Source organism: Streptomyces sp. AHA2 (genome assembly GCF_036857595.1).
In the GTDB taxonomy this organism is placed as follows: domain Bacteria; phylum Actinomycetota; class Actinomycetes; order Streptomycetales; family Streptomycetaceae; genus Streptomyces.
On sequence record NZ_JAUQWJ010000006.1, the window covers coordinates 208,062 to 232,486 of the forward strand.

Annotated in this window: 22 protein-coding genes and 2 tRNA genes; 17 read left to right on the plus strand and 7 right to left on the minus strand. The window is 73.5% G+C overall.

What is annotated here, in order from left to right:
• The first annotated feature begins 94 nt into the window (after positions 1 to 94).
• The 4 genes from Q5694_RS15345 to Q5694_RS15360 all read left to right on the plus strand — a co-directional run bounded on the left by Q5694_RS15345 (position 95) and on the right by Q5694_RS15360 (position 3,087).
• Positions 95 to 427: a hypothetical protein gene (locus Q5694_RS15345; protein WP_333933499.1), complete on the plus strand. Its 333-nt coding sequence runs from the start codon at positions 95 to 97 to the stop codon at positions 425 to 427.
• A 377-nt stretch (positions 428 to 804) separates the two neighbouring features.
• Positions 805 to 2,043, plus strand: a complete 1,239-nt coding sequence (locus Q5694_RS15350) for a helix-turn-helix domain-containing protein (protein ID WP_333933500.1) — start codon at positions 805 to 807, stop codon at positions 2,041 to 2,043.
• A gap of 252 nt (positions 2,044 to 2,295) precedes the next feature.
• The gene (gene orn / locus Q5694_RS15355) at positions 2,296 to 2,898 is read left to right on the plus strand and encodes an oligoribonuclease (RefSeq protein ID WP_333933501.1); all 603 of its coding nucleotides are present in this window, start codon (positions 2,296 to 2,298) and stop codon (positions 2,896 to 2,898) included.
• A gap of 116 nt (positions 2,899 to 3,014) precedes the next feature.
• Positions 3,015 to 3,087 (plus strand) — tRNA-His (locus tag Q5694_RS15360).
• A gap of 129 nt (positions 3,088 to 3,216) precedes the next feature.
• On the opposite strand, the gene Q5694_RS15365 is transcribed toward Q5694_RS15360, so the two are convergent.
• The gene (locus Q5694_RS15365) at positions 3,217 to 4,272 is read right to left on the minus strand and encodes a LacI family DNA-binding transcriptional regulator (protein ID WP_333933502.1); all 1,056 of its coding nucleotides are present in this window, start codon (positions 4,270 to 4,272) and stop codon (positions 3,217 to 3,219) included.
• Positions 4,273 to 4,676: 404 nt separating this feature from the next.
• On the opposite strand from Q5694_RS15365, the gene Q5694_RS15370 reads away from it, so the two are divergent.
• The 4 genes from Q5694_RS15370 to Q5694_RS15385 all read left to right on the plus strand — a co-directional run bounded on the left by Q5694_RS15370 (position 4,677) and on the right by Q5694_RS15385 (position 9,464).
• The gene (locus tag Q5694_RS15370; RefSeq protein ID WP_333933504.1) at positions 4,677 to 5,981 is read left to right on the plus strand and encodes an ABC transporter substrate-binding protein; all 1,305 of its coding nucleotides are present in this window, start codon (positions 4,677 to 4,679) and stop codon (positions 5,979 to 5,981) included.
• Between the two features lie 5 nt (positions 5,982 to 5,986).
• Positions 5,987 to 7,003, plus strand: coding sequence for a carbohydrate ABC transporter permease (locus tag Q5694_RS15375; protein WP_333933691.1), 1,017 nt, complete (start codon positions 5,987 to 5,989; stop codon positions 7,001 to 7,003).
• Positions 7,004 to 7,014: 11 nt separating this feature from the next.
• Positions 7,015 to 7,923, plus strand: coding sequence for a carbohydrate ABC transporter permease (locus tag Q5694_RS15380; RefSeq protein ID WP_333933505.1), 909 nt, complete (start codon positions 7,015 to 7,017; stop codon positions 7,921 to 7,923).
• A 104-nt stretch (positions 7,924 to 8,027) separates the two neighbouring features.
• The gene (locus Q5694_RS15385; RefSeq protein ID WP_333933507.1) at positions 8,028 to 9,464 is read left to right on the plus strand and encodes a GH1 family beta-glucosidase; all 1,437 of its coding nucleotides are present in this window, start codon (positions 8,028 to 8,030) and stop codon (positions 9,462 to 9,464) included.
• Between the two features lie 280 nt (positions 9,465 to 9,744).
• On the opposite strand, the gene Q5694_RS15390 is transcribed toward Q5694_RS15385, so the two are convergent.
• Positions 9,745 to 11,139: a sensor histidine kinase gene (locus Q5694_RS15390; RefSeq protein WP_333933508.1), complete on the minus strand. Its 1,395-nt coding sequence runs from the start codon at positions 11,137 to 11,139 to the stop codon at positions 9,745 to 9,747.
• Positions 11,136 to 11,834 (minus strand): response regulator transcription factor, encoded by a 699-nt coding sequence (locus tag Q5694_RS15395; RefSeq protein WP_333933509.1) that lies wholly within the window; start codon positions 11,832 to 11,834, stop codon positions 11,136 to 11,138. The genes Q5694_RS15390 and Q5694_RS15395 overlap by 4 nt, the downstream gene beginning before the upstream one ends.
• Before the next feature lie 131 nt (positions 11,835 to 11,965).
• On the opposite strand from Q5694_RS15395, the gene Q5694_RS15400 reads away from it, so the two are divergent.
• On the plus strand, positions 11,966 to 12,496 hold the full coding sequence (locus Q5694_RS15400) for a hypothetical protein (protein ID WP_333933510.1): 531 nt from the start codon (positions 11,966 to 11,968) through the stop codon (positions 12,494 to 12,496).
• 28 nt (positions 12,497 to 12,524) lie between these two features.
• On the opposite strand, the gene Q5694_RS15405 is transcribed toward Q5694_RS15400, so the two are convergent.
• Positions 12,525 to 13,394 (minus strand): spermidine synthase, encoded by an 870-nt coding sequence (locus Q5694_RS15405; protein ID WP_333933511.1) that lies wholly within the window; start codon positions 13,392 to 13,394, stop codon positions 12,525 to 12,527.
• A 97-nt stretch (positions 13,395 to 13,491) separates the two neighbouring features.
• A complete protein-coding gene (locus Q5694_RS15410; protein WP_333933512.1) occupies positions 13,492 to 13,887 on the minus strand; it encodes a hypothetical protein in 396 nt (131 codons plus the stop codon).
• Between the two features lie 298 nt (positions 13,888 to 14,185).
• On the opposite strand from Q5694_RS15410, the gene Q5694_RS15415 reads away from it, so the two are divergent.
• On the plus strand, positions 14,186 to 15,637 hold the full coding sequence (locus tag Q5694_RS15415) for a hypothetical protein (RefSeq protein WP_333933513.1): 1,452 nt from the start codon (positions 14,186 to 14,188) through the stop codon (positions 15,635 to 15,637).
• A gap of 43 nt (positions 15,638 to 15,680) precedes the next feature.
• Here Q5694_RS15415 and Q5694_RS15420 read toward each other — a convergent pair whose 3' ends face one another.
• On the minus strand, positions 15,681 to 16,274 hold the full coding sequence (locus Q5694_RS15420) for a histidine phosphatase family protein (protein WP_333933514.1): 594 nt from the start codon (positions 16,272 to 16,274) through the stop codon (positions 15,681 to 15,683).
• A 186-nt stretch (positions 16,275 to 16,460) separates the two neighbouring features.
• On the opposite strand from Q5694_RS15420, the gene Q5694_RS15425 reads away from it, so the two are divergent.
• The 7 genes from Q5694_RS15425 to Q5694_RS15455 all read left to right on the plus strand — a co-directional run bounded on the left by Q5694_RS15425 (position 16,461) and on the right by Q5694_RS15455 (position 22,865).
• Complete coding sequence (locus Q5694_RS15425) at positions 16,461 to 17,414, plus strand: phosphatase PAP2 family protein (protein ID WP_333933516.1); 954 nt, start codon at positions 16,461 to 16,463, stop codon at positions 17,412 to 17,414.
• Complete coding sequence (locus Q5694_RS15430) at positions 17,365 to 18,486, plus strand: hypothetical protein (RefSeq protein ID WP_333933518.1); 1,122 nt, start codon at positions 17,365 to 17,367, stop codon at positions 18,484 to 18,486. Before Q5694_RS15425 ends, Q5694_RS15430 begins: the two co-directional genes overlap by 50 nt.
• The gene (locus tag Q5694_RS15435) at positions 18,477 to 20,069 is read left to right on the plus strand and encodes a hypothetical protein (protein WP_333933519.1); all 1,593 of its coding nucleotides are present in this window, start codon (positions 18,477 to 18,479) and stop codon (positions 20,067 to 20,069) included. Before Q5694_RS15430 ends, Q5694_RS15435 begins: the two co-directional genes overlap by 10 nt.
• Positions 20,066 to 21,400: an AAA family ATPase gene (locus Q5694_RS15440; RefSeq protein WP_333933521.1), complete on the plus strand. Its 1,335-nt coding sequence runs from the start codon at positions 20,066 to 20,068 to the stop codon at positions 21,398 to 21,400. The genes Q5694_RS15435 and Q5694_RS15440 overlap by 4 nt, the downstream gene beginning before the upstream one ends.
• Before the next feature lie 139 nt (positions 21,401 to 21,539).
• The gene (locus Q5694_RS15445) at positions 21,540 to 21,908 is read left to right on the plus strand and encodes a hypothetical protein (protein ID WP_333933522.1); all 369 of its coding nucleotides are present in this window, start codon (positions 21,540 to 21,542) and stop codon (positions 21,906 to 21,908) included.
• Positions 21,909 to 22,042: 134 nt separating this feature from the next.
• Positions 22,043 to 22,801, plus strand: coding sequence for a bifunctional DNA primase/polymerase (locus tag Q5694_RS15450; RefSeq protein ID WP_333933523.1), 759 nt, complete (start codon positions 22,043 to 22,045; stop codon positions 22,799 to 22,801).
• A tRNA-Lys gene (locus Q5694_RS15455) sits at positions 22,792 to 22,865 on the plus strand. The genes Q5694_RS15450 and Q5694_RS15455 overlap by 10 nt, the downstream gene beginning before the upstream one ends.
• Positions 22,866 to 22,924: 59 nt before the next feature.
• Here the strand turns inward: Q5694_RS15455 and Q5694_RS15460 are convergent.
• Positions 22,925 to 24,196 carry a M6 family metalloprotease domain-containing protein gene (locus tag Q5694_RS15460; protein WP_333933525.1) on the minus strand — a complete coding sequence of 424 codons (1,272 nt, stop codon included), beginning with the start codon at positions 24,194 to 24,196 and terminating at the stop codon, positions 22,925 to 22,927.
• Positions 24,197 to 24,425 lie beyond the last annotated feature (229 nt).

Genomic DNA, 24,425 nt, shown 5'->3' on the forward strand with positions numbered 1-24,425 from the left:
TACCCGTGGTGGTGACCGGGCGGCACAGCCGGTCCCGTGACCGACGCCGGGGCCGCGCGTTGAATCCCGTGAGCCACGCCACAGGGAGTCCGCCATGTCCGCACCACGCCCCGCCTCCGAGGCGCACGGCGCGACCCCGCCGCGGCGGGACACCGCGACGGACGTGGTCCGCTGGGCGGTCTTCAGCTGCCTGCTCGTCCCGGTCGTGCTCCTCGCCCACGGCGCCACCCTGGCCGGCGCGGCCGGCGCGGCCCTCGGACTCGCGGCCGTCACCGGTGCCTGCCGGGTGCTGCTGCGCCAGTCCGAGCGCGGCGCGGCCCGGCTCGCGGCCGAGGACCGGGCGCCCCACCGGGGCAGGCGCCACCGCACGGGAACGGGGTCCCACCGCGGCGGGCGGCACACTGGAGGGGATACACCGGTCGGCTGACCGGTTTCCGTACCCCGGCACGCTGGTTTTCAGCCAACTTCTCATACGGGCGCATCCCCCCGCCCCACCACCCCCCAACCCGGGTTCGACCTGCACGGAAAGGGTCTCCGGGTGGTCGCGCACCCTACGTGGATTGGCCACTGCGACGAGGCGCACTTCCCTGCACGCCCCACGAGTGCAACGCTTCGTGATCGAATGCTTTACGCCAAGTTGCCAAGTCGACAATGTGCCGAGTGCCGAACCGGCCACCTCGGCGCAACGCGACACAGTAGATTCGATCTTGACTGTCTACGGCGGGGGACTCGTGCAGGACCGAGGGGAAACGTGCAGGAGCGACACAACCGAGGAGCCGCGACCACCGAGGGGGGCTTAGCAGGATGAGCCACGACTCCACTGCCGCGCCGGAAACCACCGCGGCCCGGAAGCTGTCCGGGCGACGCCGCAAGGAGATCGTCGCGGTGCTGCTGTTCAGCGGCGGCCCCATCTTCGAGAGTTCCATACCGCTGTCGGTGTTCGGGGTTGACCGCCAGGACGCCGGCGTACCGCGCTACCGACTACTGGTGTGCGGAGGCGAGGAAGGCCCGCTGCGGACCACAGGGGGCCTCGAACTCACCGCACCACACGGCTTGGAGGCGATCTCACGCGCGGGCACGGTCGTCGTGCCGGCCTGGCGTTCGATCACCTCACCGCCACCGGAGGAGGCGCTCGACGCGCTGCGCCGCGCCCACGAGGAGGGTGCCCGCATCGTCGGGCTGTGCACCGGCGCCTTCGTCCTCGCGGCGGCCGGCCTGCTGGACGGCCGCCCGGCGACCACCCACTGGATGTACGCGCCGACGCTGGCCAAGCGCTATCCGTCGGTGCACGTGGACCCGCGTGAGCTGTTCGTCGACGACGGCGACGTGCTGACCTCGGCGGGCACCGCGGCGGGCATCGACCTGTGCCTGCACATCGTGCGCACGGACCACGGCAACGAGGCGGCCGGGGCCCTGGCGAGGCGGCTCGTCGTGCCGCCCCGCCGCAGCGGCGGACAGGAGCGCTACCTCGATCGGTCTTTACCGGAGGAGATCGGCGCCGACCCGCTCGCCGAGGTCGTCGCCTGGGCGCTGGAGCACCTCCACGAGCAGTTCGACGTGGAGACGCTGGCGGCCCGCGCGTACATGAGCCGGCGTACGTTCGACCGCCGCTTCCGCTCGCTGACCGGGAGCGCTCCGCTGCAGTGGCTGATCACGCAGCGGGTGCTCCAGGCACAGCGGCTGCTGGAGACGTCGGACTACTCGGTGGACGAGGTGGCCGGGCGCTGCGGCTTCCGGTCGCCGGTCGCCCTGCGCGGGCACTTCCGCCGCCAGCTGGGCTCGTCCCCGGCCGCGTACCGGGCGGCGTACCGGGCCCGGCGTCCGCAGGGCGAACGCCCCCAGGAGACCGAGTCCGCCGCGGGCGGTCCCGGCTCCGGCCTGCCGGGCCATCCCGGTCACCCGGGCCACCACGCCCAGGCGCCCACCCCGCTGCACCCGGACCATCCCGTACCGCACCAGTCCCGCCGCACGGCGGCGGCGAGCGCGGTCGGAGCGTCCGCGGCCCTGTCGGCCAGCCTGCCGGGCCAACGCAGCGGAACCTGACGCAGTGGTCACCGGGCGGGCCGGCGTGATGCCGGCCCGCCCGCGCGTTCCCGCCCCCACCGGCCGGTGACGACGGCGATCCGCCCCCTTCCGGCCCTCCGGCGCGCGAGGACGATGCCGTTCGGGCCGGCGCGGGGAGCGCGGGGGTGGCAGCCCCCGCGAGCAGGGCGTCGGCGCCCCGGGCCGGGGGCGGCCTCCGTGACCGAGGACACGGCCGACCCGCCAAGCGCCCCGCGCCGTAAGGTGAGGCACATGAACGATCGCATGGTGTGGATCGACTGCGAGATGACCGGCCTCTCGCTGTCGGACGACGCGCTCATCGAGGTGGCCGCCCTCGTCACGGACTCGGAGCTGAACGTGCTCGGCGAGGGTGTGGACATCGTCATCCGGCCGCCGGACCAGGCCCTGGAGACCATGCCGGACGTGGTGCGCCAGATGCACACCGCCTCCGGCCTGCTCGCGGAGCTGCCGAACGGCACGACCCTGAAGGACGCCGAGGAACAGGTCCTGGCGTATGTGAGGGAGCACGTCAAGGAACCCGGCAAGGCCCCGCTGTGCGGCAACTCCGTCGGCACCGACCGCGGCTTCCTGCTGCGGGACATGCCCACGCTGGAGGGCTACCTGCACTACCGGATCGTCGACGTGTCGTCGATCAAGGAGCTGGCCCGCCGCTGGTACCCGAGGGCGTACTTCAACAGTCCGCAGAAGAACGGCAACCACCGCGCGCTGGCCGACATCCGCGAGTCCATCGCGGAGCTGCGCTACTACCGCGAGGCCGTTTTCGTCCCGCAGCCCGGGCCCGACTCGGACACCGCGCGGACGATCGCGGCCAAGCACGTCCTGCCCGCCCAGTAGGCCGGACCGGGGACCGCCCGAGGGGCGCCGCGAAACGCGGGCGCGAGCACCCCTTCGGACCCTGTACACTTTTTCTCGGCCGGTCGGGGACGACACTGATCTCCACACCGGTCATGGTGGGTGTAGCTCAGCTGGTAGAGCACCTGGTTGTGGTCCAGGATGCCGCGGGTTCGAGTCCCGTCACTCACCCTGAACGACGAGGGGTTGTCCCGGGAAACCGGGACAGCCCCTCGTTCGTCTTTCCGGCGGCCGCTCGCGGCGCCCCCGACTCCCGCACGCGGGCGGGCCGTTCCCCCGCGGACCGGCCCGCGCCCCCCGTCAGGAGGACGCCCGCGGCACCAGCTCCGTGGCCAGGACCAGTTGACGCCGCTCCGGGCTCCGGGACGCCGCCGGGCGGCGGTCGGCGACCTCGGAGAGGAGCAGGTCGATCATCCGGCGGCCCATCTCCTCGATGGGCTGGCGGACGCTGGTCAGGGGCGGGTCCATGTGCCGGGCTATGGCGGAGTCGTCGTAGCCGACGAGCGCCACGTCCTCCGGGATGCGGCGGCCCGCCTCGCGCAGGGCCTGCCGGGCGCCGGCCGCGGTGACGTCGGAGGCGGCGAAGACCGCGTCCAGGTCCGGGTGGCGCTCCAGCAGCGCCGCCATCGCGCGCAGGCCGCCCTCCTCGGTGAAGTCACCCGCCTCGATCAGCGTCCCGTCCGCCGCGTGCCCCGCGTCGCTCAGGGCGTCGCGGTAGCCGTCGATACGGCGCTGGGCACCGTAGACGTCGAGACGGCCGGTGATGTGGGCGATGCGGTGGCGGCCGCGGGAGAGCAGGTGCTCGACGGCCTGCCGGGCCCCGCCGTAGTTGTCCGAGTCCACCGAGGCCAGCGTCTCCCCGGCCGACCGGGGGCCGCTGATGACCGCCGGGATCTCCAGCTGCGCGAGCAGGTCCGGCAGCGGGTCGTCGGCGTGCACCGAGACCAGCAGCACGCCGTCCACGCGGTGGGCCGCCAGGTACTGGGCGAGGCGCCGGCGCTCGCGGTCGCTGCCGGCGAAGATCAGCAGCAACTGCATCTCCGTCTCCGACAGCTCCGCCCCGACGCCCTTGAGCATGTCCGAGAAGTACGGCTCCGCGAAGAAGCGGGTCTCCGGCTCGGGCACGACCAGCGCGATGGCGTCCGTGCGGTTCGCGGCCAGGGCACGGGCCGCGGTGTTGGGGACGTAGCCCAGCTCGGCGACCGCCGCCTCGACCGCGGCGCGGGTCGCGTCGCTGACCCGGGGTGAACCGTTGATCACCCGGGAGACGGTGCCGCGGCCCACACCGGCGCGCGCCGCCACCTCTTCGAGGGTGGGCCGGCCCCCGCTCCGGCCCCGCGCTCCGTGGCTTGCCATGGGCTCCGCCTTCCGTCGTGTGTCACGCTGGCTGGAATCTAACAGCCCCGTCAGAGCCGGTGACCGCCCCTGTGGACCGAAGCTCCCGGTGCCTTCCGCTTGGGCCGCGGCACGGCACGCGCGTACGGTACGGCGACTGAAACGAGTCAGGCCCACCGGTGCGCGGACGCCTCCACCGGCCCAGTTAACAGCCCGATAACTGAACGCATTTCGCCGTGCTCGGTCCCTTGACACCCTCGCCCCGAGCCGCAACCCTTCAACACATCACTGGTGGGAGCGCTCCCACAGTACCTGACACATACACATCCCGCACGTTCCCCGCCCGAGCCGCAGCGAGTAAAAAAGGGCCCAACAATGCAGTTGGCCCGGGGGGTCGGCACGTCAGGGCAACAGGAGGACCTCAGATGCGAGCACGTAGGGCGGTAGTGCTGGCGGCGGTGGCGTCGCTGGGCGCCGGGCTGCTGGCCGGTTGTGCCGACGACGGCGGCAGCGACTCGGGATCGTCGGGCGGCAGTGACGGCAAGACCGTCATCACCCTGGGTCTGTTCGGCACGTTCGGCTTCAAGGAGGCCGGACTCTACGCCGAGTACGAGAAGCTCCACCCCGACATCAAGATCCAGGAGAACGTCACCGAGCGGAACGAGAACTACTACCCCGCGCTGGTCAACCACCTCACGACCAACAGCGGCCTGATGGACATCCAGGGCGTCGAGGTCGGCAACATCGCCGAGGTCGTCGCCACCCAGGCGGGCAAGCTCGAGGACCTCTCCAAGGCCCCCGGCGTGAAGAAGGACAACTACCTCGACTGGAAGTGGCAGCAGGCCACCACCAAGGACGGACAGACGATCGGTCTGGGCACCGACGTCGGCCCGATGGCCATCTGCTACCGCAAGGACCTCTTCGAGAAGGCCGGTCTGCCGACCGACCGCGAGGAGCTCGCGAAGATGTGGTCGGGCGACTGGCAGAAGCTGATCGACGTCGGCCGGGAGTACCAGAAGAAGGCGCCCGAGGGCACCACGTTCATGGACTCCCCCGGCGGCCTGATGAGCGCCATCATGTCCAGCGAGAAGGTCCGCTACTACGACGAGTCCGGCAAGGTCATCTACAAGGACAACCCGGTCGTCAAGAAGTCCTTCATGATGACCGCGAAGGCGGCCGAGGACGGACTGGTGGGCGCGCAGACCCAGTTCCAGCCGGCCTGGGACACCACCATCGCCAACGGCAAGTTCGCGGCGATGTCCTGCCCGCCGTGGATGCTCGGCTACATCGAGAGCAAGTCCAAGCCGGAGGCCCAGGGCAAGTGGGACGTGGCCGCGGCGCCCAAGTCCGGCAACTGGGGCGGTTCGTTCCTCAGCGTGCCCAAGAGCGGCAAGCACGTGAAGGAGGCCACCGAGCTGGCCGCCTGGCTGACCGCCCCGGAGCAGCAGGCGAAGCTGTTCGAGAAGCGCGGCAGCTTCCCCAGCACGCCGTCGGCGTACGACACCCCGGCCGTGCAGAACGCGAAGAACAAGATGACCGGTGACGCCCCGATCGGCAAGATCTTCGCCGAGGCGGCCGAGACGAGCCCGGTCCAGGTCATCGGCCCGAAGGACCAGATCATCGGTTCGGCGCTGAACGACAACGGTCTGGTGCTGGTCACCAAGGGCAAGTCGCCCGAGGAGGCCTGGAACACGGCCGTGAAGACCATCGACAACAACCTGGACAAGTGACCCGTATGGCCACCCGCCCCGACACCGCCGCGCTCCCCTCCAAGGAGGGGGGCGCGGCCCCGGCCCGCCCGGAGACGGGCAAGCCGCCCGCGCCGGTGGACGAGCGCCGCCGGGCCCGGTTGTCCCGACGCTGGCAGCGGGACGTGCGCTGGAGCCCGTACGCCTTCGTCTCGCCGTTCTTCCTGTTGTTCGTGGCGTTCGGCCTGTTCCCGCTGGTCTACACGGGCTGGGCCTCGCTGCACCAGGTGGAGCTGACCGCGCCCACCGACATGAACTGGGTGGGGCTGCGCAACTACACCCGGATCTTCGACGACGACTTCTTCTGGAACGCGGCGAAGAACACCCTGACCATCGGCATCATCTCCACCGTCCCGCAGCTGCTGATGGCCATGGGCATCGCCCACATCCTCAACTACAAGCTGCGCGGTTCGACCTTCTACCGGGTCGTGATGCTCGCGCCGTACGCGACCTCGATCGCCGCCGCCTCCCTGGTGTTCGTGCTGCTCTTCGGCCGCGACTACGGCATGATCAACTGGGTTCTCGACATGGTCGGCATCGACCACATCGACTGGCAGAACGACCGCTGGCCCTCCCAGATCGCCGTCTCCACCATCATCATCTGGCGCTGGACCGGCTACAACGCGCTGATCTACCTGGCAGCGATGCAGGCCATCCCGAACGACCTGTACGAGTCGGCGGCGCTGGACGGGGCCAACCGCTGGCAGCAGTTCTTCCACGTGACGCTGCCGTCGCTGCGGCCCACGATCCTGTTCACGGTCGTCGTGTCGACCATCGGCGCCAGCCAGGTCTTCGGCGAGCCGCTGCTGTTCGACGCCAACAAGGGCGCCTCGGGCGGCGCCGAGCACCAGTTCCAGACCCTGGGCCTGTACCTGTACGAGCAGGGCTGGGTGAACCAGCACCTCGGCCGGGCCTCGGCGATCGCGTGGACGATGTTCCTCATCCTGATCGTCATCGGCATCGTCAACTACGTCATCTCGCGCCGGCTGCGCGCCAGTAGCTAAGGAGTGTGGCCGTGACGACGACTGTGACGCCCCCCGAGACGAAGACACCCGCCCCTCAGCCCAAGCGCTCGCGTCTGCCCAAGTCCGCCCGGGCGGGCGGCACCCTGCACGCCGGCCCCGTCGCCTACGTGGTCCTGGGCCTGTTCACCCTGGTCTCGCTGTTCCCGCTGGTGTGGACGGCTATCGCCGCCTCCCGGGACAACCAGCGGCTGGCCGAGACGCCGCCGCCGTTCTGGTTCGGCGCGAACCTGTTCACGAACCTGGAGATCGCCTGGCGGGACGCCAATCTGGGCGAGGCGTTCCTCAACACCACCATCGTGGCCGGGATCTCGGCGGCGACCATCGTGGTCCTGTCGACGATCGCCGGGTTCGCCTTCGCCAAACTGCGGTTCAAGGGCCGCAACGCCCTGATGCTGGTGGTGATCGGCACGATGATGGTGCCGCCGCAGCTCAGTGTGATCCCGCTGTACATGATGGTCGCCGAGCTGGACTGGACCGACCAGCTGCAGGCGGTCATCTTCCCCTCGCTGGTCAGCGCGTTCGGCGTGTTCTTCATGCGGCAGTACCTGATCCAGGCGCTGCCGGACGAGATCATCGAGGCGGCCCGGGTGGACGGCGCGAGCAGTTGGCGCGTGGTGTGGCACGTGGTGTTCCCCACGGCCCGGCCCGCGATGGCGGTGCTCGGCATGCTGATGTTCGTGCAGGCCTGGAACGACTTCCTGTGGCCGTTCCTGGTGCTGACCCAGACCGGCAACCCGACCGTGCAGGTCGCCATCGCGGGCCTCGGCCGCGGCTACACGCCCGACCAGTCCCTGATCATGGCCGGCGCGCTGCTGGGCACACTGCCGCTGCTGCTGGTCTTCGCGGTCTTCGGCAAGCAGATCGTGGGCGGCATCATGCAGGGCGCCGTCAAGGGGTAGTCCTCCCCCGGGGGCCGGGCCGGTGCCGCTCCGGCCCCTGTCTTCTCCTCCTCCCCTCCCCTCTTCACTCTCCGGTCTCCACGACCCCCTTTGGGAGCGCTTCCATGCCTGACTCCGAGAACCCGGCCACCGCGGTGACCTTCCCTCCTTCCTTCCTCTGGGGCGCGGCGACCTCCGCGTACCAGATCGAGGGCGCGGTGCGGGAGGACGGCCGTACGCCGTCGATCTGGGACACCTTCAGCCACACGCCCGGCAAGACGGCCGGCGGCGAGCACGGTGACATCGCCGTCGACCACTACCACCGCTACCGCGACGACGTGGCGCTGATGGCCGAACTGGGCCTGGGCGCCTACCGCTTCTCCGTCTCGTGGTCGCGGGTGCAGCCGACCGGGCGGGGCCCGGCCGTGCAGAAGGGCCTGGACTTCTACCGCCGGCTGGTGGACGAGCTGCTGGACAAGAACATCAAGCCCGCCGTCACCCTCTACCACTGGGACCTGCCGCAGGAGCTGGAGGACGCGGGCGGCTGGCCGGAGCGCGACACGGCCTACCGGTTCGCGGAGTACGCGCAGCTCGTCGGCGAGGCGCTCGGGGACCGCGTCGAGCACTGGATGACCCTCAACGAGCCGTGGTGCGCCGCGTTCCTGGGTTACGCCTCCGGTGTGCACGCCCCGGGCCGCACCGACCCGCTCGCCGCGCTGCGTGCCGCGCACCACCTGAACCTCGCCCACGGCCTGGGTGCCGTGGCGCTGCGGTCGGTGATGCCGGCCCGCAACCAGGTGGCGATCGCCCTCAACTCGGCCGCGGTCCGGCCTCTTTCGCAGGACCCGGCGGACCTGGCCGCGGCCCGGAAGATCGACGACCTGGCCAGCGGCGTCTTCCACGGCCCGCTCCTGCACGGCGCCTATCCGGAGTCCCTGTACGCCACGACGGTGGGTGTCACGGACTGGTCGTTCGTGCTCGACGGCGACCTGGAGCAGATCCACCAGCCCCTGGACGCCCTCGGCCTGAACTACTACACGCCCTCGCTGGTGTCGGCCGCCGATCCGGCCGCCAAGGGGCCCCGGGCGGACGGGCACGGGGCGAGCGAGCACTCGCCGTGGCCGGGCGTGGACGACGTGGCCTTCCACCAGACCCCGGGCGAGCGCACCGAGATGGGCTGGACGATCGACCCGACCGGCCTGCACGAGCTGATCATGCGCTACTCCCGCGAGGCGCCGGGCCTGCCGCTGTACATCACGGAGAACGGCGCGGCCTACGACGACAAGGTCGACTCGGACGGCCGGGTGCACGACCCGGAGCGGGTCGCCTACCTCCACGGCCATCTGTCGGCGGTGCGCCGCGCGATCGCCGACGGTGCGGACGTCCGCGGCTACTTCCTGTGGTCGCTGCTGGACAACTTCGAGTGGGCGTACGGCTACGGCAAGCGGTTCGGCGCGGTGTACGTCGACTACGCGACGCTGGAGCGCACCCCGAAGACGAGCGCCCACTGGTACGCGAAGGCTGCCCGGACGGGCACGCTGCCCGAGGTGCAGGCGGTCTGAGCCCGCGGGCGGCGGGGGCGCGGCACGGCTGGGAGAGTGCCGCGCCCCCCTCCCGCCGTGACGACGGGCGGCCGGGACCCTTGCCGGCGCCGAGCGCCGGGGCGCCGATGGTGGTCCCGCGGCGCGAACCTGACGACGGCCGGGATCCCGGTCGGCTGTGCGCCTGCCGGGGCGCGGTCACGGCGGCGCGGGCGCTGCGGTGCCTTGCGGGCCGGTGTGCGCGCGAGCGGAACGGTCGGCCGGCGGTGACTGCCGGCCCGTCGTCGCCGGGCGCCGCCGGTCAGTGGGAGCGCGGGCGGTGCGCCGTGGCCGGGCGGCCGGGGCGGCGGCGTCGCGCCTGCCGGTGTCCCTTGCTCGCGGGCGCCCGCCCGGCCGGCTGGATCCAGAGCCGCACCTCGGTCCCGCCGAGCACCGAGGAGCCGATGCGGACGTCCCCGCCGGTCGACTCCGCGAGCCGGCGCACGATGTCCAGACCGAGTCCGGTCGAGCCGTCGCTCCCGGAGCCGCTGCCCCGGGCCATCGCGGCCTCCGGGTCGGGTATGCCGGGTCCCGCGTCGGACACCAGGACGATCACCGCGTCCTCGCCGTTGTGCACGTCGACCGCGAAGGCCGTGCCCTCCGGGGTGTGCCGGAAGACGTTGCCGAGCAGCGCGTCGAGGGCGGCGGCCAGGTCGGCCCGGGCCACGGGTATGCGCACCGGCCGGTCGGCCCCGGCCACCCGCCACTTGCGCCCCTCGTCCTCGGCGAGCGCCGACCAGAAGGCCATCCGCTCACGCACCACCTCGGCCGCGTCGCAGCCCGCGCCCGGACCGGCCGCGGCCGTCTGGGGCTTGGCCTCGCGGGCGGTGCGGATGATGGTGTCGACCTCGCGCTCCAGTTGCTCGACCGCGGTGCGGGTCTGGTCGGCGGCCGGTCCCTCGCCCAGTGAGGCGGTGTTCAGCCGCAGCACGGTCAGGGGGGTGCGCAGCCGGTGGGAGAGGTCGGCGGCCAGCTCCCGCTCGTTGGCCAGGAGCTGGACGACCTGGTCGGCCATGGAGTTGAACGCGACCGCGGCGAGCCGCAGTTCGGTCGGGCCCTCCTCGGGCACGCGGGCACCCAGCTTGCCCTCCCCCAGCTCGCTGGCGCCCTCGACCAGCCGCTGGGCGGGCCGGACCATGCGCACGCCCAGCCGGTCGGCGACCGCGACCGAGCCGAGGATCAGCGCGACCCCGACGGCGGCGAGCACCGCCCACGCCGTGCCCACGCCGTTGGTGACCTCCGACTCCGGCACGTACACCTCGACGACCGCGATCTCGCCGGTGCTGAGCGCGACCGGCTGGAGGAGGGTGGAGCCGCCGGGGACGGCGGTGGTGGAGGCGCGGCCGAGTTCGCGCACGGCCGCGATGTCCTGGCCGGCGGCGCGCTGCCGGCCGAGCTCCAGGGCCTGCTGGCCGTCGCCGGCCGGTATGTGCACGGCCATCCCCGCGTCGGAGCCGGCGGAGGCGACGACCCGCTCCAGCTGGTCGCGGTCGGTGGTGATGGACAGGGCCGGGGCGACGGCCGCGGCCTCCCGCTCGGCGTTGGAGAAGGCCCGGTCCCGGGCCATCTCGCGGATGACGAGTCCGAGCGGCACGGCGAAGGCGAGCACCACCATCGTGGTGACCGCCAGCGACACCTTGACCAGGGCCCACCTCATCGCGCGGCCCCCGGTGGCTCCAGCTTGACACCGACGCCCCGGAGGGTGTGCAGATAGCGCGGGTTGGCCGCCGTCTCGCCCAGTTTCCTTCTCAGCCAGGACAGATGGACGTCGATGGTCTGGTCGTCGCCGTACGACTGCTGCCACACCTCGGCGAGCAGCTCCTTGCGGGGCACGACGACGCCGGGGCGGCGGGCGAGGAAGGCGAGCAGGTCGAACTCGCGGCGGGTGAGGTCAAGTCGCACACCGTCCAGCTCGGCCTGGCGGCGCAGTGGGTCGACGGTCAGCCCGCCGACCCGGAGCACCGGGGAGGTCTCCTGCTCCCCCGAGCCGGAGCGGGCCCGGCGCAGCACGGCCGCCATGCGGGCCGACAGGTGCTCGACCGAGAAGGGCTTGGTGAGGTAGTCGTCCGCTCCGGCGTTGAGCAGCCGGACGATCTCCGTCTCCTCGTCCCGGGCGGTGGCGACGATCACCGGTACGTCCGTGATGCCGCGCAGCATCTTCAGGGCCTCGGACCCGTCGAGATCGGGCAGTCCGAGGTCCAGGACGACCACGTCGAAGCGGAAATGGGCGACCTCGCGCAGCGCCTCGAGCGCCGTCCCCACACTGCGCACGGTGTGCGCGGCGTCGGTCAGGTGCCGGATGAGCGCGGAGCGTACGAACTGGTCGTCCTCGACCACGAGCACACTTGCCATGCGCCGCACCGTACGCCATCCCGAACAGCCCGGTGCGGGCCTGTGGACAACTCCCCGTCACCGGCGCGGACGGCACCTGGGCGGGCTCCTCTGTGGACAACGCGTGGGAGCGGTGAGGCAGTATGGCCGCGATGCGCAGAGGACTCGTACACGTACTGGCCTGGCTGCTCGCCACGGGCGCGGCGGTCACGCTGTCGTGGTGGGGTGTCCACGCGGTGATGGCGGGCACGGCCTACGATCCGCCGCGCGCCCTGCCCATCAAGGCCGCCGACACGGCCCCCCGGGTGTCCGAGCCACCGGCGGCTCAATCGCCGAAGTCGCCTCCGCCGAAGCGCCGTACGCCCGGTTCCGCACCGCCGTCCGGGAAGCCGAGCCCCGCCCCCTCGCGTACGCCCGGGCCGTCCCGTGCTCCCTCCCCCACGGCCGCCCCCGCCGCGACCGGCGAGGTCAAGAGCTACGACACCGAGGGCGGCCGGGCGGTCTTCGACCTCGGCAGGGCGTCGGCGTCCCTGGTCTCGGCGACGCCGGGCGCGGGCTGGTCGATGCAGGTGTGGAAGACCGAGTCGTGGATCCGCGTGGAGTTCGCCTCGGGCGCGGACCGGGTGTCGGTGTTCTGCACCTGGCACGACGGTCCGCCCCGCGTGGAGATCGGGACCTACTGAGCGCCGGGCCGGCCGGTGGCGGCCGGCGTCACCGGAACACCGAGGGGGGCGGGGCGGGCGATGCCACCGCGGCGAGGTCGGTCACCGGGAGCGCGCCGCCGGTGAAGTCGGTGAGCGCCCTGCCGTGTTCGACCCGGCCGGGGTGCGGGTCGGAGGCGGCCCGGCGGGTCAGTTCGGCCACGGGCAGCGGATGGTCGCAGGCGACCAGGACGGCGTTCCCGAAGCGCTTGCCGCGCAGGACCGCCGGGTCGGCGACCAGCGCCAGTTCCGCGAACCGGGCGGCGGCGGTGGCGATCTGGCCGCGCAGATGGGCCAGCGGCGGCCCGTCGGCGAGGTTGGCCGCGTAGACACCGCCGGGCTTGAGGGCCCTGCGGACCTCGTCCAGGAACTCGGTCGAGGTCAGGTGGGCCGGCGTCCGGGCTCCGCCGAACACGTCGGTGATGACGAGGTCGGCCCAGCCGTCCGGCACCCTGGCGAGCCCTGCGCGGGCGTCGGCGGACCGCACCCTGATGCGCGCGTTCGGGTCCAGCGGCAGCTCGCGGCGCACCAGTCGGACCAGGGCCGCGTCCCGTTCGACGACCTGCTGGGTGGAGCGGGGCCGGGTGGCGGCGACGTACCGGGCGAGGGTGAGGGCGCCTCCGCCCAGGTGCACCGCGTGCACGGGCCGGCCCGGTGGGGCGATGAGGTCGATCACATGGCCGAGCCGGCGCTGGTACTCGAAGGACAGATACGCCGGATCGTCCAGGTCGACGTGCGACTGCGGCGCTCCGTCGATCATGAGGGTCCAGGCCCGGCCGCGCTCACGGTCGGGTATCAACTCGGCGAGCCCGCCGTCGACGTTCTCGACGACGGCCTGCTCACCGGCCGGTCTGCGCCGGCCGCTCCTGGACTTGCCCATCCGCCCATTATCGCGGTGGTGCGGCGGCGGGGCGTACGGCCGCCGGGGCCGGGCCGTCAGCGGGGGCTGCCCGGGCCACGGCCGCCCGGCGCGGGCCTCAGCGGCAGCTGTCCGCCGCCCTGATCATGCGGGCCGCCTGGTCCAGGGCCTCGCGCAGTACGGCCGGGTCCGTGGCGAGGTCCGCCTCGCCGGGCGGCAGCAGCCAGTCGGCGCCCTCCACCGGCGGCTCGGGCGCCAGGCGCGGTCCGCGGCCGTCGGTCCCGGTGCAGGTGCTGCCCGGGACGTCCCAGCCGGCAGCGGTTCCGGGCGGCACCAGGAAGCCCAGGGTGTCACCGCCGTCGTCGTGCAGCACGGGTCCGACGGCGTCCCCCGGGGCGCGCCGCAGGATGTCGACCGCCTCGAGTCCCTGTCGCGCCGGCACCGTCACCACGTCGCAGCCCACCGCCGGTCTGCACGACGGCGTACGAGGATCGTCGATCCGGCTGGTCTCCATCCCGGCCTCCACCACGAGAACCCCTGCTCGGACAAGCGGTCGGGAGTCGGGGGCCTCCTCCCGGTCGACCGGTTCAACGCGGCGGGACGTCAACGGCTACGGCGGAAGTCAGCCACAAAGGATGGCATTTCATGGCGGATCACGGATGAGATATCCGGTTTGTAGCCAAACACAGCGTGAGGACTCCGGCACAGCAGGTACGTTCTTGCCCGCCGGACACAGGGCGGATCTGCGGACAACGCACGCAACTCGCCCGGCGTCCGGCATGGTTCGACGGTTCGCACGAGAGGACCCGGCCATGGCGTCGTCAACGGTGGCCTCGTCTCAGCCCGACCGGCCCGCACGGCCGAACCTCGTCTTCCGGCGGCTGCGCGGACAGCGCTCGCCGGCCGAGTTCGCCGCGGCGATCCGCCGGGCCGGACTCGAGATCGGCGAGCAGGTCAGCTGCGACGCGCGCTACGTCGGCCGGGTCGAGGCAGGCGAGATCCGCTGCCCCAACTACGCGTACGAACGGGTGTTCCTGCACATGTTCCCCGGCCGCACGCTGACCGACCTGGGCTTCGCGCCCCGCTCGTCGGTACGCGGGCGCCGGGCGCGTGACATGGAGCACACGCCCCCGACGCACACCCCGCACCCGGCGAACGCCCCCAGTGAGACCGACAGGGCGTGCGGGCCGTATGAAACGCGGAACCCGTACGACCCGTTCCACTCGCACGACACCTACGAGGAGAGCGACGTGCTGCGTCGCGCATTCATGACCGGCGGGGGCGCCACGGTGGCCGCCGCCTCGCTGGGACCCGCCGGCTTCTCCCGCGACGCCTCGGCCGCCCAGCGCGCCGTGCGCCGCGCCGGGGCGAGCGACGCCGGCGCCGTGGAGGAAGCCGTGCGCCGGATCCGGCTGCTCGACGACCGGCACGGGGCCGACGGCCTCTACCGCCGCGCCGCCGCCCCGCTGCGCGCGGCCTACGCCCTGCTGGACGCGGGCGCCACCCGGCAGACCACCGCGGACCGCCTCTACTCGGGCGCCGGCGAACTGGCCATCTCCGTGGGCTGGCTGGCGCACGACTCCGGCCGCTTCGACGACGCCCGCTCCCACTACGCCGAGGCGCTGGCGACCGCCCGGATGACCGGCGACCCGGGCCTGGAGGCGCACGCCTTCTGCAACACGGCGTTCCTCGCGCGCGACGCGGGCCGGCCGCGCGAGGCGGTCCGGGCGGCCCAGGCCGCGCAGCTCGCCGCCCGGCCCATGGGCTCGGCGCGGCTGATGTCGCTGCTCGCGCTGCGCGAGGCGGGCGGCTGGGCCGGAATGGCCGACCGCGTCGCCTGCGAGCAGGCACTGGCCCGGGCGCAGACCTACTTCGAACGCGGCCCCTCGGACGCCGACCCCGAGTGGATGAGCTTCTACGGCGAAGCCGAACTGGAGGGCCTGGAGGCCCAGTGCTGGTCCACGCTCGGCGACTGGCCCCGGGCCGCCCGGCACGCGCGCCGGGCGGCGCAGCTGCAGGACCGGCACTTCACGCGGAACATCGCGCTGTACACGGCGGAACTGGCGGACGACCTCGCCCGGGGCGGCCGGCCGGACGAGGCGGCGCTGGCCGGGATGCGGGTGCTGGACCTGCTCGAAGAGGTCCAGTCGTCCCGGATCCGGACGATGCTGGCGGCCACCGCACGGGTGCTGCTGCCGCACCGGCGCGCATCAGGGGTGTCGGCGTTCCTGGACCGGCACGCCTCGCTGCCGCGCATGGCCTAGGAGCAGGCCGTCCCGGTGCTCCACCCCGGCCCTGCCCCGACCCTCAGGCCAGGTGGCCCAGGTCGTTCCAGCTCTCGATCGCCGGCTCGCCGTACGCCCAGCCCAGGACCGACAGCGACGTCGGGTTGAGGCGTATGCGGGCGGCGAAGTCGAGCGGCAGGCCCAGCCACCGTGCCCCGATGGAGCGCAGGATGTGCCCGTGGGCGAAGACCAGCACGTCACGGTCGGCCGAGCGGGCCCAGGCCACCACCTCGTCCGCGCGGGCCGTGACCGCCGCGAGCGACTCGCCCCCGGGGACGCCGTCGCGCCAGATGAGCCAGCCGGGACGGACGGCCTGGATCTCCGCCGGTGTCATGCCCTCGTACGCCCCGTAGTCCCATTCGAGCAGGGCGTCCCAGGTGCGGGCACGGTCGCCGAAGCCGGCCAGTTCGCAGGTCTCACGCGCGCGTGCCAGGGGGCTGGTGCGCACCTCGGCCCCGGCCAGCCCCTCGTACGGGGCGCGGTGCAGGCGCTCGCCCAGCAGCTTCGCGCCGCGCCGGCCCTCCTCCAGCAGCGGTACATCGGTCCGGCCCGTGTGCTTGCCGGACAGGGACCAGGCGGTCTGTCCGTGGCGGGCCAGGAGGATGCGCGCGGCCATGGGGAACCTTTCCGGAGATACGACGCAAGCGGAACCCCTCCATCATCGCGCACGCCTCCGACGGGCAACCCGGGGGGCGATCTGTGCGTCTTCGAGGTCCGGAGGCCGCCCCCGGGGCGGGCCCGCACACCGTAAAGTGGCACGCCGACCGGGCTGCACGTGAGGACGAAGGGGGAGGGCGATCGGATGCCGCACACCGAGACACCGGGCACCGAGGCGGCCCCTGCGCCCAGGTTGCGCTGGTGGACGGAGCTGCCGCTCATCCTGCTGGTGTACGCGTGCTACACGGCGGGCCGCCTGCTCGCCCGGGGCGACGTCTCCACGGCGGTCGACCACGGCCTGGCCATCCTGCGGATCGAGAAGGCGCTGTACCTCAACGCCGAACACCCGCTCAACCGCCTCTTCACGCGTGAGCCCTGGATAGGCATACCCGCCGACTTCTGGTACGCCTCCCTGCACTACGTGGTCACCCCGGTCGTCCTCGTGTGGCTCTTCCGCTCCCGCGCGGTGCGCTACCGCGCCGCGCGCACCTGGCTGATGACGTCGACCCTCATCGGCCTGATCGGCTTCACCCTGCTGCCCACCTGCCCGCCCCGGCTGCTCGACCCCGGTCACGGCTTCGTCGACACGATGGCCCAGTACAGCTCCTACGGCTGGTGGGGCGGCGCGGCCAGCGCGCCGCGCGGCATGGGCGGCATGACCAACCAGTACGCGGCGATGCCGAGCCTGCACGTGGGCTGGGCCCTGTGGTGCGGGGTCATGCTGTGGCGCCACGGCGGCACGCGCCTGATGAAGGCGGCCGGTGTCGCCTACCCCCTGATCACCACGATCGTGGTGATGGGCACCGCCAACCACTACTTCCTGGACGCGGCCGCGGGCGCCGTCGTCATGGGCGCCGGTCTGCTCCTGGCGCCGGTCGTGATGCGCACCGCCGACCGCGTGAAGGCCCGGTTCGCCACGGTGGCCGCAGCGGTCCCGGCGGACTCGTCCGCCGCTGGTTCCCCGATTGTCAGTGCCGGATGCCAGACTTCCGCGGGTGAGCGAATCCCACGGCAGCGCGAGTCGCGGCTCGCAGCCGGAGCCGAGCCGAGTGCCTCCCCCAAGGACGCGGGGGACGGCGCTCCGGCACCGGCTCGCTGAGCTGCGCGGCCCCGACGTACCCGCGAAGGCACTGGACGCGCGTGCGCTGGCGGCGCTGGCCGCCAACCCCGGCTGCGCGCGGCGCGCGATCCTGGACGGAGCGGGGGTGAACAAGGCGGTGCTGGCCGACGCCCTCGGCTCGCCGTCGGCCTTCGGGCAGTCGCAGTTCGCGCTCACCCGGGGCAACGCCTTCGAGGCGAAGGTCAAGGCCGACGGCGGCGCGGAGCTGCTGCGGCTGGTGCACGAGAAGCTGGACCGCTCCGCCGAACCCCCCGCCGGCGCGCGCGTGCCCGACCTCACCGCGACCGGCCCCCAGGGGCGCACGGCCCGTACGGCGCTGGAACTGCGGGAGGCCGTCGCGCACCCGGGCGCGTGGACACTGCTCGACCACCCGATGCTCGCGCTGGACGTCGCGGGCTCCCCCGCCTACCTGGAGCCGGACGCGGTCGTGGTGCACCCGGACGGCAGCTGGACGGTCGTGGAGATCAAGTCCTTCCCGCTGCTGGACGGTTCGGCGGACCCGGCGAAGGTCGGCGCGGCGGCCCGGCAGGCGGCGGTGTACGTGCTGGCCCTGGAGGAGGTCGCCGCGCGGCTGGAGCCCGCCCCGCGCGTGCGGCACCGGATCCTGCTGGTCTGCCCCCGGGACTTCTCCAACCTGCCGGCCGCCTCCGCCGTGGACGTCCGCAAGCAGCGCGCGGTGACGGCCCGTCAGCTGGCCCGGCTGACCCGCATCGAGGAGATCGCCGACGCCCTGCCCGAGGGCACCTGCTTCTCCCCCGACCTGCCCGCCGAGGAGCTGACGGCGGCCGTGGAGTCCGTCCCGGCGACGTACGCGCCCGAGTGCCTGTCCGCCTGCGAGCTGGCCTTCCACTGCCGGTCCGGATCGCGCGCGAGCGGCGCGGTCACCGCGCTCGGCCGCCCGGTGCGGGCCGAACTGGGCGGCCTGACGACGGTGGAGGACGTCCTCGCGGCGGCCCGCGGGGAGGCCGGCGACCCGGACGACCCGGCGGTGGCCGCGCTGCGGCGGGCGGCGGCCCTGCGCGCCGAGGCGCTGGAGGCCGCGTGTCGCTGATCTCCACGCTGGCCCGCCTCGAAGCGGTCAGCACCGGCCGGGCCCAGCCCGCCGCCACCGTCCGGCACCGGCACCTGTCCGGTCACCCGCTGGTGTTCGTGCCGCTCACCACCGCCGGTGAGGCCGGCGCCCCGCTCGGCGCGCTGGTCGGCACCGACCGGGACGCGCCGCGCCTGCTGGTCGTTCCGCAGCCGCGCGACCGCGACCTGCGCTTCGGCTTCCTGGCGGACCTGGCCGACGTGGTGCTGCCCTACGTCGACTCCTACGGCGAGAGCGTCGAGACCGCCGAGCGCACGGAGACGGACCCGGAGACCGGCAAGCGCGTCAAGGTCGAGGTCGACCTGTGCGCGGACGCTCCGCAGCTGATCGTGCCGAGCCGGGCCGGCATCGACCTGGTACGGCTGCTCGGGCGCTCCACCCGGTTCCGGCGGACGGCCGAGCAGGACCCGGAGGCGCCCCACCCGGCGCCGCCGAGGGTGCCGCTGCTCGGCCGGTGGCTGACCCACTTCGGGGAGCGGGCCCGGGTGCCGGGTTCGTCGCTGCTGCTGGCGATGACCGACGTCCTGGGCCGGCACTGGGCGACCGGGCAGTCCACCCTGGAGGATCAGCACCTCGGGGCGCTGCTCGCCTGGATCGATCCGCCCGGGGGCGTCACCGGCGCCGAGGCGGCGCTGCGGGCCGAGCTGGGACGCGACGAGCGCGGCCAACTGCTCTGCCCGCCGGCGGGCCCGGCCACCGACCCGGCGTTCGACAACAAGCTCCTCGCCCCGGCCATCGAGCGCTACGACCGCGCCCGTACGGCCCTCCAGGCCGCCGAGGACGGGCTGGAGGCCGACGACCGGCTGGGGGCGCTGACCGCCGCCGAGCGGGAGATCCGCGACCTGGTGCTCAGCCGCACCCGGCCCACCTGGGACGCGGTGTGGCACGGTCTCGACCTGCTGCGCGCGTTGCCGCAGGGGGCGCACGTCGAGGAGCGCTGGACCCGCGACCGCTGGTCGTTCACGGGCCACCGCGACCGGGTGCTGGCCGGCGAGCCCCCGCAACCGCGCCGCGACGACGCGGTGACGGCGGCGAACAAGCTCGCCACCCGCGAGCGCGAGCAGGCCCGGCTGGAGGCGCAGGAGGCCCTCGACGACCCGTTGGTGATGGCCGGCCGGCGGCTGTCCGGGGAGGCGTTCGCGGGCGAGGTCACCGACGTGGTGATGGCGTACAGCGACGGCAGGCGACCGAGCCCCCGCCCCCTGGTCACGGTCCGCACGGACGATCGGCCGCATCTCGGGGAGCGGACGAAGGTGTACCGGTCGCTGGGCGGCAAGCCGCAGTCGGCGGAGTTCGTCGCGGCCGAGGAGGACGGCGCGTACGTCGTGCTGCGGATCCTCGACAAGATGGGCCGCGGCAAGGAGCCCGAGCCGGGGTCGGTGCCGGAGAAGGGCGACCGGGTCTGCTTCACGCTGTTCGAGCACGAGCAGCGGGGCGGGGCGAAGCTGCCCGACCCGGAGCAGACGCCCTGGACACACGGCGGGCCGCCCGGCGAGGCTGCCCTGGAGGCCGCCGATCCGGTGACCGAGGAGGATGTGCTGTGACCACGGTGTTCGACCCCTCGGCCGCCGCGGCCCAGGCGACGGAGGCGATCCTCCACGACACGCTGCACGGCACCGCGCGCGGGGTCGTGGTCGACTCCCCACCCGGCGCCGGCAAGTCCACGCTGGTCGTCCGCGCGGCACTGGAGCTGGCCGAGGCGGGCCGCCCGCTGATGGTGGTCGCGCAGACCAACGCCCAGGTCGACGACCTCGTCCTGCGGCTCGCCGAGAAGAGCCCCGACCTGCCGGTGGGACGGCTGCACAGCAGCGACGCCCACCCGTACGACAAGGCGCTCGACGGCCTGGGCAACGTCCGCAAGTCCGCCAAGGCGGCCGACCTCGCCGGACTGGCCGTGGTCATCTCGACGGCGGCGAAGTGGGCGCACGTGAAGACGGACGAGCCGTGGCGGCACGCCATCGTCGACGAGGCCTACCAGATGCGCTCCGACGCGCTGCTCGCGGTGGCCGGACTGTTCGAGCGGGCGCTGTTCGTCGGCGACCCGGGGCAGCTGGACCCCTTCGCGATCGTGGGCAGCGAGCAGTGGGCGGGCCTCACCCACGACCCGTCGGCCTCGGCGGTCACGACCCTGCTCGCGCACAACCCGGACCTGCCGCAGCACCGCCTGCCCGTCTCCTGGCGGCTCCCCGCCTCGGCGGCCCCCCTGGTGTCGGACGCCTTCTACCCGTACACGCCCTTCCGCAGCGGCACCGGCCACGGCGACCGTGCCCTGGCCTTCGCGGTGCCGTCGGACGGTTCGGGTCCGGACCGGGTGATCGACGAGGCGGCGGCGTCGGGCTGGGGCCTGCTGGAGCTGCCCGCCCGGAACACCCCGCGCACGGATCCCGAGGCGGTCCGGGCCGTGGCCCGGGTCGTCCGCCGCCTGCTGGAGCGCGGCGGTGCGGCGTCCTCGGAGCGCTCACCGGACCCCTCGCCCCTGACGGCCGACCGGATCGCCGTCGGCACGGCGCACCGGGATCAGGCGGCGGCGGTCCGCGCGGCCCTGACCGGCCTCGGCGTGACCGACGTCGTGGTGGACACGGCGAACCGGCTGCAGGGCCGTGAGTACGACGTCACGGTGGTGCTGCACCCCCTCTCGGGCCGCCCCGACGCCACGGCGTTCCACCTGGAGACGGGCCGTCTCTGCGTCCTGGCCTCCCGCCACCGGCACGCCTGCATCGTGGTCTGCCGGGCGGGCGTCACGGACCTCCTGGACGACTACCCGTCGACGGAACCGGTCCAGCTCGGAACGGTGGTGAAGTTCCCGGACGGCTGGGAGGCGAACCACGCGGTCCTGGCCCACCTGGCCGAACACCGGGTGGCCTGGGGGGCGTAGCGGCTCCGAACAGCGTGGCGGGCGGCGGGTGGTGTGCGGGGGTGTCCACGACCGCGATGCCCACTTGCGCACCGCGGGACAATGGACGGTGGCCCGATCCGCCCGGCGGGCCGTGCGCGCAGTACGAGGAGGACAAGACATGGCGGAGCCCACGCCGCGTCGGAACGAGCCGCGGCTACGCCCCGCGCCCCTGCTGTTCGAGCCCGCGGAGGCGGCCTCCGATCCCGAGCACTTCTTCGACCTCGAGTCGATCGACGACCCCCGGGCGCTGCTGGCCCGGGCGACGGAGCTGACGCTGGCGTTCCGGGCCGCGGCGGACCGGGCGCTGGAGTTCCAGGCGATGGCGGCGGCGCAGCTCGCCGATCCGCGGCGGTTCGATCGGCTGACCACGGCGGACATCGCCGACCGGGCGGAGTGGACCGAGGACTACGCCAAGAAGATGGTCGAGTTCGGGCGGGACCTGATGCGTGGCGAGGCGGAGGGCCGCGGGCCCGGCGACCCCGCCTGAGTGAACTTCCCGACCGCACGGCCCGACGATCTGGCATATGCCAGGCGGGCAAGATACTCCCCCTCGGCCCCCGCTGTCCCGATTTCCCGCAACCCTGGGGAACCACCCGCTCACGGCCGGTAGACCTGTCTGCCATGAGCAGCGCATGGAACGCCTCCGATGTCACCCCGGACGGGGCCGCTTGGCTCGCCTCGGCAGGAACGTATCCGCGGAGCACGCTCGCCCTGTGGGGCGAGCGGCCGGGCGCCCCGGTCGTCCTGCCCTGCGGCTCGGTCTTCGACGTGGTCAGCGCGCCGGCGATCTTCGGGCGCCGGATGCTCGACCGGCTGTGGGACGAGGGCCCCGGCTCGGGCCCGGTCGCCGAGTTCCGCGGCCGCATGCTGCTGTTCGCCGCCCCCGGCACGGCCCAGCGGCTGCCGGCGCTGCTGGAGTGGGAGGAGTGGGGCGCACACGGCCGTGACGGCGGGGACACCTGCCGCACGGACGCGGTACCGCCGCTGCTGTGCCACGGCACGGGCGACGCGGTGACCGTCCCCGCGCCGGCACGCGGCGGCCCCGCCGTCCTCCCGTCCCCGGCCGGCAGCGCCGCCGACGCCTTCCCGGCCCCCGCCGGGAGCGCCCCCAGCGGCCGCCCGGCCCGGGCACAGGGCACCCCCACCCCGCCGACGGCCTCCGGCGGCGGCCCCACCGCCCTCCCGGCCGGCGACGGCCCCGTCGCCGCCCGGTCCGGTTCGCGCTGGCTCGTCGCTCCCGACACCCGTCAGCCCTGGCTCCCCGGGCCCGAGGTGCTGCTGTGGGCGGCCGTGCGGGCGGCCCGCTCGGCCGTGCGGATTTCGATTTTTCCTCCCGCCGACCAGGATGCTAAGGTCTACGACGTCAGCAGGCGCCGCTAGCTCAGTTGGTTAGAGCAGCTGACTCTTAATCAGCGGGTCCGGGGTTCGAGTCCCTGGCGGCGCACAGACGGTGAAAGGCCCCTCGCACGAGCGAGGGGCCTTTCGCGTTCGGGTGAGCCGCGCTCAGTGCCCCACCCTGATCTTCACCGTCCAGGCCCCCGAGGCCGTGCGCCCCTCGGCCCGCACCTCCACCCGTACGCCCTCCCCCGGCACGGTGAAGCTCTCGCCGAGGGCGATCGGCGCGTCCGCGAGGGGCGGGTAGACGGAGTTCTCCCAGCACGCCTCGGTGCGCGGATGGGCGTCGACCACCTCGATGGGGCCACCCCCGGACTTCGCCCCGCCCCGCACCCGGTACACCAGCACCCCCGCCCGGCAGGCCTCCGCGTCGTTGCCGACCGGCGCCCGCACCTCCAGGGCGAGCACGGTGTCCGGGCCGGTGCGCACCACGGCGAGCTTGGTGCCGTGCCCGAGCCCGAAGGCCCGGGCCCCGGCGGCACCCGTCTCGGCCGGCCCGGGCCCCGCCGTCAGCGGCTCCAGGGTCAGCCGGGCGGGTCCGGCGTCCTGCACGCACCGCACCTGGCGCGGGTCGAGCCAGCCCAGCTTCCACTTGTGCCAGGCGAACAGCTCCGGGGCGAGACCGAACTGGCTGCCCATCAGGTCCCAGTCGCCGACGTGCGTGTCCCAGTCGCCCTTGCCGTCGGCGGGACGGTGGTACAGGTCAGGGAGGTCGAACACGTGCCCGGTCTCGTGGGCGAGGACGAGCCGGTCCGGCGGGTGCTGCTCGAACACCGTGACGACCCGGCGCAGATCGGTGCCGTCGGCCCGCAGCGGAGTCGTCAGGTTCACCACCTTGGTCGCGTCCGAGTCCACGCCGGGCGCGTCCGGGTCGGCGACGAAGTACACGACGTCGTAGCGGGAGAAGTCGACCTGCGGATCGGCCACGGAGAGCGCGTCGCGCAGGTAGGCGGCCCGCCGGTCGGGGCTCCAGTCGCGCTGTATGTCGTAGGCCGTGGACGGCTGCGGCATCTGGATCCAGTGGCCGAGCGGGTGCGGGCGCAGGGTGAAGCGGCCGTAGGAGGCGCGTTCGAAGAACCGGGTGGTCGCCGGGAAGTGGTCGGCGGTCAGCTCCTGCGGTGTGGTCAGCGGGTGGGAATCGGGGAAGGACAGGAACACCATCACCGCGTCCAGCGACCGGTCCGGGCGCGGGTAGGCGGCGTTCCAGGTGTCCAGGCCCTCCGAGTGGTGGGCGTCGGTGCGCGTCAGGGCGCAGGGCGCGGCCGCATCGGGCCCTGCGGAGGAGGGACTGGCGCCGAGGGAGGTGGCGGCGAGCGCGGACATGGTGGTGAACAGGGCCGCGGTGCTGCGCCATCGGGCGCGCGGAAACTGACGCGGCACAGGTACCTCCGGGTAGGTTCGCGGGACACCGCACCCAGACTGTGATGATTTGTCGTACTGCGCCCTGTTTGCCTGCACCGGTCGGGTGAAGGGGTCGAAGAAATGCGAACGACGACGCCCCCGAAGCACTCACGGAACGTCACAACTGGTCGGGGGCCTGAAGAAGCCGTCCAAGGCCGAGCAGAAACGATCTGGCAGAGGCGCGGACCGGTCCCGGACGCCGAACACC